Genomic DNA, 8,849 nt, shown 5'->3' on the forward strand with positions numbered 1-8,849 from the left:
GACAGCATACTTTCACCTGACAAGGAAGCGCGATGCCGCACCGCAGCAAGCGTTCTGCCCTCTCGGCCGCCGCCGCGCTGACCTTGGGCGCCGGCCTGGCCGTGACGGCGCTGCTGTGCGCCGCCGTCGGCGCGCTGGAATTCGACAAGCTCGAACTGAGCTTCCAGCAGCGCGCCAACCTGCGCGTGGCGGCGATCCGGCGGGGCCTGGACGACGCCGTCGAGGTGCTCACCATCACCAACGACCTGTTCCGCACCTTCGGCGAGCCCAGCCGCGAGCAGTTCCGCGCCTTCACCCTGCCGCTGCTGCGCCGCTACCCCTTCATCCAGGCCTTCAACTACCACCGCGTGCTGAGCGACGCCGAGCTGGCGCCCTACCAGGCGGAACTGGCGCGCCGCCTGCCCGGCTACCAGATGCGCGAGAAGGCGCAGGGCGACCACGGCGCGCTGGTGCCGGTGCGTTCGCGGCCGCTGCACATCATCGTCGACTACCTCGAACCCTACCAGGGCAACGAGGCCGCCTTCGGCCTCGACCTGGCGCCCAACCGGCCCCTGCTGGGCGCCATCGAACAGGCGGTGGCCAGCGGCCAGGTCACCGCCAGCCCGCTGCTGCGCCTGGCCCAGGAGCGCGGCGGCCGGCAGGGCTTCGTGTTGCTGATGCCGGTGTTCCGCGCCGGCGCGCCCAGCGCCACGCCGGCGCAGCGCCGCGCCGCCTGGGTCGGCAACACCGGCGCGGTGATACGCTCGACCGACCTGGTGCACAAGATCCTGCTCGGCGCCGACCTGCTCGACGACGCCGAGCTGCGCCTGCGCGTCTACACCGGCGACGAGGTCCAGCCCGACAACCTGGTCTACGGCCCGCCGGCCGGGGCCGCCCCGGCGCCGGCCACGCCGCCCGCCAACGCCGCCCAGGCCCACGCCGCCGGCGTCGAGGGCCGGACCGTCCAAACCTCGACACCGGCGCCGGCGGCCTGGCCCTGGCCCTGGCCGGCCGGCGCCGCCGTGTTCACCCGCACCTTCAACGCCGCCGGCAAGCCCTGGCACGTCCAGGTGACGCCGCTGCCGCAGCCCTTCCTGGCCGAGCACCTGGGCTCCGGCGCCACCCTGCTCGGCGGCCTGCTGTTCTCCGCCCTGACGGCCGCCTTCGTGCAATCGCTGACGCAACGCCGGCGCCGCGTCGAGGGGCTGGTCGAGGCGCGCACCCACGACCTACAGTTGAGCAACGAGAAGCTCAACCAGGACGTCGCCGCGCGCAAGGCCACCGAACTGGCGCTGCAGCACAGCGAGCACCGCTTCCGCCGCCTGCTGGCGCTGTCCTCCGACTGGTATTGGGAGCAGGACAGCGCCTTCCGCTTCACCCACATCACCGACGGCTTCTTCGACAAGGGCCACCTGCCGCGCGAGCGCTTCCTCGGCCTGACGCGCTGGGACAACAACGCCGAGATGCGCGGCGCGAAATGGGGCCGCGAGCACATCGCCCGGCTCGAGGCGCACCTGCCGTTCAACGACCTGGAGTACTCGCTGGTCGGCCTGGACGGCGTGGCGCGCTGGTTCAGCACCAACGGCGAGCCGGTGTTCGACGCCGACGGCGTCTTCCAGGGCTATCGCGGCACCGGCAGCGAGATCACCGCGCGCAAGCAGTCCGAGCAACGCATCCAGCACATCGCCCACCACGACGTGCTGACCGGCCTGCCCAACCGCGTGCTGCTGCAGGACCGGCTCGGCCAGGCGGTGGCCTACGCCAACCGCAGCGGCCATCCGCTGTGGGTCATGCTGATCGACCTGGACCGCTTCAAGTTCGTCAACGACAGCCTGGGCCACAAGGCCGGCGACCTGTTGCTCAAGACCGTCGCCAGCCGCTTGCAGGACAGCGTGCGCGAGAGCGACACCGTGGCCCGCCTGTCGGGCGACGAGTTCGTCGCCATCCTGACCGAGTACCCGGACGAGGCGCTGACGCCGGAGGTGAGCGCGCGCATCATGCGCGCCATGGCGCAGCCGGTGCAGCTGGAGGGCAAGGAGTTCTTCGTCACCTGCAGCATCGGCGTGGCCATCTACCAGGCCGATGGCACGCCGGCCCAGCACCTGATCGAGCACGCCGACATCGCCATGTACTGCGCCAAGAAGCAGGGCCGCAACAACACCCAGTTCTACCGGCCGGCGATGAACGAGGAGGCGCTCGAGCGGCTGCGCATCGAGGGCGCGCTGCGCAACGCGCTGGAGCGCGACGAGTTCGTGCTGCACTACCAGCCCCAGGTCGACCTCGACAGCGGCCGCATCGTCGGCATGGAGGCGCTGATCCGCTGGCGCCACCCGGAGCTGGGCATGGTGCAGCCGGACCGCTTCATCGGCCTGGCCGAGGAGACCGGCCTGATCGTGCCGATCGGCGCCTGGGTGCTGGCCAGCGCCTGCGCCCAGACGCAGGCCTGGCTGGCCGCCGGCCTGGGGCCGCTGCGGGTGGCGGTGAACCTGTCGGCGCGCCAGTTCAACGAGCCCAAGCTGCCGGCCGCCATCGCCGCCGTGCTGGCCAGCAGCGGCCTGGCGCCGGACTGCCTGGAGCTGGAGCTGACCGAGAGCCTGTTCATGAGCGACGTCACGCTGGCGGTCGAACTGCTGCACCAGTTGAAGGGCCTCGGCCTGACCCTGTCGATCGACGACTTCGGCACCGGCTACTCCAGCCTGTCCTACCTGCGCCAGTTCCCCATCGACGTGTTGAAGATCGACCGCTCCTTCGTCAGCGACATCGGCGCCAGCGGCGACGAGGCGGCCATCGTCGTGTCGATCATCGCGCTGGCGCACAACCTCAAGCTGCGCGTGGTCGCCGAGGGGGTGGAGACGGCGCGCCAGCTCGACTACCTGTGGCGCAACGGCTGCGACCAGATGCAGGGCTTCCACTTCAGCCCGCCGGTGCCGGCCGCCGTGTTCGAACAGATGCTCAAGGACGGCAAGCATCTGGCGCCGTCGACCGCCTTCGCCTAGCCTGGCCTAGCCTGGCCTCGCTCGGCCTTGGCGCCGGCCTTGGCCGGCGCCGGCCTCGGCCCTAACCGCGCCACCGTCCGGCCGCCGTCCGTGGGCGGTCAGGCCGGCGCGCCGCCCTTCTTGGCGCCGTGCACCATCTGGCGCGCCTGCTTGCGCAACTGGGCCTGCTGATGGCGCAGGATCTGCTCGGCCGACTCGGGCACCAGCGGCGGCACCTTCACCGGCTTGCGGTGCTCGTCCACCGCCACCATCGTGAAGTAACAGCTGTTGGCGTGGCGCACCAAACGCTGCTGGATGTTCTCCGTCACCACGCGGATGCCGACCTCCATCGAGGTGCGCCCCGTGTAGTTGATCGAGGCCAGGAAGGTGACCAGTTCGCCGACGTGGATCGGCTGCAAAAACATCACCTGGTCGACCGACAGGGTAACCACGTAACTGCCCGAATAGCGGCTGGCGCAGGCATAGGCCACGCTGTCGAGGTACTTCAGGATGGTGCCGCCGTGCACATTGCCGGAGAAATTGGCCATGTCGGGGGTCATCAGCACCGTCATCGACAGTTCGTGGGCGGACCAGCTCATCGGTTTTTCCATATCGGTTTTCTGCTTTCGGGGGTGTTGGTGGTGTTTTGCGGAGTTGATCTGCGTCATGCTAGCCGCTCCCACCCGCCGTGGCAAACAGTTAGCAAGCTTTTCGAAAACAAAGCCAGTTATTTTTCTGTTGGAGGTTGGTACTTGCCCGGTCCTCCACTGATCCCATTTGACGATTGCACATTTAAGGGCACTTCGAAAAACCGTCATTCCGCATCGGCGGACCGCCGCGCACGCGGGAATCTATACCCAGCATGTCCATTGGCTCAGCATGGGTTCCCGCCTACGCGGGAACGACAGGTTTTTAGAGGTGCCTTTAAAGCCTAGGACATCGATAGAGAAAGCATTACAGTTGAAATTCATACTGTTGATAAGATTTACACAGTCACCCCCTGCTTTCCAGAGCGCAAAAATCATGCTCTCGAACACCTGCCACTGGAGCTTGATCCGCTACAATCGTTGCCATGAAATCTGCTCAATTTAAAATAAATTGATTTGCATTAACAATAAACCTTCCAGACAAATCAGAAATTGTGACATTATATTTATAAGCTCTTGATTTTAAATCCCATCCACTGAGTACGTCTATACGTTGCCCTCCGGAAAATTCACAGGTGTTTTCACAGATGAATCCCATTTTCCGAAGCTCTTCGAGCCTGTCCTGCTTTGGGATGATGGATAGGATGGACATTACTTTTTCAGAAAATTTTTCATTATCCGAAAAAGGACCTTCCTTGGCAATAAATTCACCAATCTCCGTACCGATTAATTCAGATGACTCTTTCCTTATCGATTGAATAGAGACCTTAATTTCAATAGGTGATTTTTTGATGTCTACGGATATATCGTAATTACGATCCGCGTATTGCAGCCACTTTTCTGACCTAACGACTGATCGATAAATCCCTTTGTAGTTGCACAACGTCGCACTACAATTAAATCCAAGCGCTTCCATACTTTGTTTTTTATCGTGCATTTCGTCAATTGCGTTGCCATGGATTAAAGAAGCCACAAGACGTCGAGTCAACTCCTCCGTCGTCGCGCCTGCGGATTTAGCTAAAACAGTAGCTAGATTGCTCGTTCCCAAGCCACTCGTGTCTACTGAAACTACTGGCGCTGAACCAATTTTTTGAGCATTGGAACTGAACGCAAAGGGAAAAATAATAAAAAACAAAAAAGGAAATTTCACTTCCATTCTCCAAATCGTTTTCAACTGTTTAATTGAGAGTTCAATTTACTTATAAATTTTTCGCAACATCCATCATAGTTTTTAACCAGTTTTCGATGCGATCTGAAGAAGTGCCTTATCCATTAATTTTTCTTTTCTATAAAAGGCTTATGTAAAATTATATCCATTGCACATACGCCATCAGTTCTCACTTGGACATAAACGTCATCCATAGGAATTCCCCCGCCTACCAAAACAATGTCAAAGTCATTCATTGGAAAATCTCCCGAACCACTACCTAAATAGTAAGCAGGTGGGGTATGTGGTGATGAGTAATCCACTCCAAACATAGCCGTCAAATCAAGACGGGTTACACACAGCCTAGCTTTATCCACTCGCCAAGAAGCATTCCCCCCCAAGATTTGGCTTAGCGGCTTTACCCAATGATTCAAACGCAACAAACTTTATTGCGCCTTTACTCTTAAAATTACTCGCATATCGACAGTAGTAAAGACCATCAACGTTCCCATCAGGTGGAACATTACATTTAGGAGTTAATTTTAGTTCAAAAATTCTCGAAACAAACTCAGAACTCAACTCTTCATTTGAATGAACCAGTACTTTAATACCATCAATAACCCTAACAAGGTCAGCGCGACCTTTATAATCTTTTCCCATAGAGGAAAAATGCAACAAAGAAACTAGTATGAATAAAAATACTTTAACCATTCCAAACCATACCTTCCGCGCTCAATACTATTTTTCAATTAAAAACAAAAACATGACAACACCTCGCGCAACGCTGCCACTGGCAACGCCGTCAGCGAATTGTGCAAAATAAACATTATTTTTACAAATTACCTGAATAGAAAAATTCCGCCTAGAAATATTTTTCAATTTAGGGCACTTCGAAAAACCACCAAATTGTCGTTCCCGCGTAGGCGGGAACCCATGCTGAGCCAATGGATATGCGGGGTATAGATTCCCGCCTGCGCGGGAATGACGGTTTTTCGAGGTGCCCTTTAGTTGCAAACCTGTCAAAAATATCAGGTGCGACTGCTCTTCAGGGCATTTCAAAAAAACCACCAAATTGTCGTTCCCGCGCAGGCGGGAACCCATGCTGAGCCAATGAGCTTGCGGGTATGGATTCCCGCCTGCGCGGCGGTCCGCCGATGCGGAATGACGGTTTTTCGAAGTTCCCTTCAGGCAGCCAAAATGCCAATATATTGCGACGCCATTTTACTTGCAATAATGTCATTATCAAAAAGGCCTACTTTCTCCCGGAAAATATCGTATCCTTGCCGCATTCTGCACCCTCCCCCGAAAGGAAGCCTTATGAAGTGGAAAGTCCTGGCCGCCAGCGTCCTGTTCGGACTGGCCGGCGCCGCGCCCGCGGTGACCGCCGACCAAGTGAAATCGTTCACGCTGGCCAACGGCATGAAGTTCATCGTGCTCGAAAGCAGCGCCATCCCCAACGCCAATATGTACACCTTCTGGAAGGTCGGCTCGCGCAACGAGGCGCCCGGCATCACCGGCCTGTCGCACTTCTTCGAACACATGATGTTCAACGGCTCCAAGCACTACGGCCCGAAGATGTTCGACCGCACCATGGAGGCCAAGGGCGGCTCCAACAACGCCTACACCAGCAACGACGTGACCGTCTACCAGGACTGGTTCCCGGCTGCCTCGCTTGAGACCGTGTTCACGCTCGAAAGCGACCGCATCGCCCACCTCAGCATCGACCCGAAGATGGTCGCCAGCGAGCGCGGCGTGGTGCTGTCCGAGCGCAGCACCGGCCTGGAGAACTCCAACGTGCGCCTGCTGCAGGAAGAGCTCAACAGCGTCGCCTTCAGCGCCCACCCCTACTCCTGGTCGGTGATCGGCAACGAGTCCGACATCAAGGCCTGGACCCAGGACGACTTGGTGCGCTACTTCAACACCTACTATTCGCCCAACAACGCCGTCACCGTCATCGTCGGCGACGTCCAGGTCGAGCGGGTGCGCCAGCTGGCCAGCAAATACTTCGGCGCCATCCCTAAGCGCGCGCTGCCGCCGGCCGTGCGCACCGTCGAGCCCGAACAAAAAGGCGAGCGCCGCGTCTTCGTCGCCAAGGAATCGGTCACCGCGCCCAACCTGCTGGTGGCCTACAAGGTGCCGGCCATCAACCACGCCGACCACTACGCCCTCGACGTGCTGCAGAGTCTGCTGACCGACGGCAAGACCTCGCGCCTCTACCGCGCCCTGGTCGAGCAGCAACTTGCGACCCAGGTCGGCGCCGACAGCCTGGACGGCTTCGACCCCGGCCTGCTCTACCTGTACGCGGTGGCCGCCGCCAAGGTCGAGCCGGCCAAGCTGGAGCAGGCCCTGCTGGCCGAGCTGGACAACGTGGTGCGCAACGGCGTCAGCGTCGAGGAGCTGCAAAAGGTCAAGAACCAGAAGCTGCTCAATCTGTACCGCGCGCAAGAAACCATCAACGGCAAGGCCCAGCAGCTGGGCAACTACGAGGTCTTCTTCGGAGACTACAAGAAGCTGTTCGACGCCCCGGCCGCATACGAAAAACTGAGCCCGGCCGATATCCAGGCGGTCGCCGCCAAATACCTGAAAAAATCGCAGCGCACCGTCGGCGTGCTCGCCGCGAAGGAGGACTGACCGATGAAGACCCTGTTGCACATTAGCCTGCTGGCCGGCGCCGGCCTGGCCGCCGCCACCGGCGCCGGCGCCGCCGAATTCCGCCTGCCCGCGTTTGAAACGGCGCGCCTGTCCAACGGCCTGACCGTCTACCTGATGGAGCGCCACGAGGTGCCGCTGATCTCGGTGCGCGCCGTGGTCAAGGCCGGCGCCGTCAACGACGCCGCCCAGCCCGGCCTGTCCAACCTGACCGGCGACGCCCTGCTGCTGGGCAGCGCGGCCCATCCGAAGGCCGCCATCGACCAGGCCTTCGACTTCCGTGGCGCCCGCCTGGCCGGCGCCGCCGGCAGCGAGCAAAGCACCCTGCAAGCCAACTTCGCCAAGGCCGACGCCGCCGCGCTGCTGCCGCTGTTCGCCGAGATGGTGCAGCAACCCGGCTTCGACGCGGCCGAGCTGGCCAAGCTGCGCGAGCGCAAGGTCAACGGTCTCAAGCAGGCCAAGGAAAGTCCGCGCAATGTCGTCGGCAACTACTACCGCAGCATGCTGTTCGGCGCCGGCGCCTACGCCAACCCGCCCGGCGGCACGGTGGCCAGCGTGGCCGCGCTGCAACAAGCCGACGTGAAAAGCTTCCACCAGCGCTACTACCGGCCGGACAACGCCGCCATCGTCGTGGTCGGCGACTTCCAGGCGGCCGAGATGCGGCGCCAGATCGAGTCGCTGTTCGGCGCCTGGCAGGCCGTCGGCGGCCCGCCGCCGGCGCAGGACAACGGCAAGGTGAAGGCCGACCAGGCGCGCGTCTGGCTGGTCAACAAACCCGACGCGATCGAGACCACCTTCCTCATCGGCGGCGCCGGCATCGCCCGCAACGACCCGGACTACGTGCCGCTGCAGGTGCTCAACACCATCCTCGGCGGCCGCTTCACCTCCTGGCTCAACGACGAGCTGCGCGTCAACTCCGGCCTGACCTACGGCGCCCGCAGCGAGTTCGCCACCTTGGGCCAGAGCGGCACCTTCGCCATCTCCAGCTTCACCGCCCTGCCCAAGACCGAGGCGGCGCTGGCGCTGGCGCACCAGACTTACCAGCGGCTGTGGACGCGCGGCATCGACCAGGCCACCCTGGACTCGGCCAAGGCCTACGTCAAGGGCCAGTTTCCGCCGCGCTTCGAAACCGGCGAGCAACTGGCCGGACTGCTGGGCGACATGTACGCCTTCCAGGTCGGCCGCGAGCAGATCGACAACTTCATGCGCGACGTCGACAGCCTGACGCCGGCCAAGGCCAAGCAACTGGTCGAGCGCCACTTCCCGCGCGACAAGCTGCAGACGGTGTTGGTCGGCAAGGCCGAAGCGATCCGCGCCATCGCCGCCAAGTACGGCGAGGTGACCGAGTTGGAGATCAGCGCCGACGGCTTCGCCCCGGCTGCGCGATAATACGGCCAGGCCGGAACCGTCGGCCGCCCGATGGTGGCGCCGGCGGAAACAGAACCACCCACC

8 protein-coding genes are annotated in these 8,849 nt (G+C 61.7%); 3 read left to right on the forward strand and 5 right to left on the reverse strand.

Annotated elements, in window-relative coordinates; all coding sequences use genetic code 11:
- Positions 1-32: 32 nt before the first annotated feature.
- A complete protein-coding gene (locus H7U20_RS23250) occupies positions 33-2,975 on the forward strand; it encodes a bifunctional diguanylate cyclase/phosphodiesterase (protein WP_199761498.1) in 2,943 nt (980 codons plus the stop codon).
- Between the two features lie 98 nt (positions 2,976-3,073).
- Here the strand turns inward: H7U20_RS23250 and H7U20_RS23255 are convergent, their stop codons facing one another.
- From H7U20_RS23255 to H7U20_RS23270, 5 genes are all read right to left on the reverse strand, one after another.
- Entirely contained in the window at positions 3,074-3,553 is a 480-nt protein-coding gene (locus H7U20_RS23255; protein WP_199761499.1) for an acyl-CoA thioesterase, read from the reverse strand.
- A 484-nt stretch (positions 3,554-4,037) separates the two neighbouring features.
- Complete coding sequence (locus tag H7U20_RS23260) at positions 4,038-4,751, reverse strand: hypothetical protein (protein WP_199761500.1); 714 nt, start codon at positions 4,749-4,751, stop codon at positions 4,038-4,040.
- Between the two features lie 122 nt (positions 4,752-4,873).
- Entirely contained in the window at positions 4,874-5,005 is a 132-nt protein-coding gene (locus H7U20_RS30720; protein WP_255522880.1) for a hypothetical protein, read from the reverse strand.
- Between the two features lie 112 nt (positions 5,006-5,117).
- Positions 5,118-5,459 (reverse strand): hypothetical protein, encoded by a 342-nt coding sequence (locus H7U20_RS23265; protein ID WP_199761501.1) that lies wholly within the window; start codon positions 5,457-5,459, stop codon positions 5,118-5,120.
- A gap of 27 nt (positions 5,460-5,486) precedes the next feature.
- A complete protein-coding gene (locus tag H7U20_RS23270) occupies positions 5,487-5,849 on the reverse strand; it encodes a hypothetical protein (RefSeq protein WP_199761502.1) in 363 nt (120 codons plus the stop codon).
- A gap of 216 nt (positions 5,850-6,065) precedes the next feature.
- On the opposite strand from H7U20_RS23270, the gene H7U20_RS23275 reads away from it, so the two are divergent.
- Both H7U20_RS23275 and H7U20_RS23280 read left to right on the forward strand, forming a co-directional pair.
- On the forward strand, positions 6,066-7,379 hold the full coding sequence (locus H7U20_RS23275; RefSeq protein ID WP_199761503.1) for a M16 family metallopeptidase: 1,314 nt from the start codon (positions 6,066-6,068) through the stop codon (positions 7,377-7,379).
- A gap of 3 nt (positions 7,380-7,382) precedes the next feature.
- Positions 7,383-8,786: a M16 family metallopeptidase gene (locus H7U20_RS23280; protein ID WP_199761504.1), complete on the forward strand. Its 1,404-nt coding sequence runs from the start codon at positions 7,383-7,385 to the stop codon at positions 8,784-8,786.
- Positions 8,787-8,849: the final 63 nt, after the last annotated feature.

It is taken from the genome of Rugamonas violacea (genome assembly GCF_016461825.1).
GTDB lineage: Bacteria > Pseudomonadota > Gammaproteobacteria > Burkholderiales > Burkholderiaceae_D > Rugamonas.

What these genes read in the sequence shown, in the direction of transcription:
- H7U20_RS30720 (WP_255522880.1), bottom strand. Translation starts at nt 5,005, where the DNA reads ATGAATGACTTTGACATTGTTTTGGTAGGCGGGGGAATTCCTATGGAT.
- H7U20_RS23250 (WP_199761498.1), top strand. Translation starts at nt 33, where the DNA reads ATGCCGCACCGCAGCAAGCGTTCTGCCCTCTCGGCCGCCGCCGCGCTG.
- H7U20_RS23270 (WP_199761502.1), bottom strand. Translation starts at nt 5,849, where the DNA reads ATGGGTTCCCGCCTGCGCGGGAACGACAATTTGGTGGTTTTTTTGAAA.
- H7U20_RS23265 (WP_199761501.1), bottom strand. Translation starts at nt 5,459, where the DNA reads ATGGTTAAAGTATTTTTATTCATACTAGTTTCTTTGTTGCATTTTTCC.
- H7U20_RS23280 (WP_199761504.1), top strand. Translation starts at nt 7,383, where the DNA reads ATGAAGACCCTGTTGCACATTAGCCTGCTGGCCGGCGCCGGCCTGGCC.
- H7U20_RS23275 (WP_199761503.1), top strand. Translation starts at nt 6,066, where the DNA reads ATGAAGTGGAAAGTCCTGGCCGCCAGCGTCCTGTTCGGACTGGCCGGC.
- H7U20_RS23255 (WP_199761499.1), bottom strand. Translation starts at nt 3,553, where the DNA reads ATGAGCTGGTCCGCCCACGAACTGTCGATGACGGTGCTGATGACCCCC.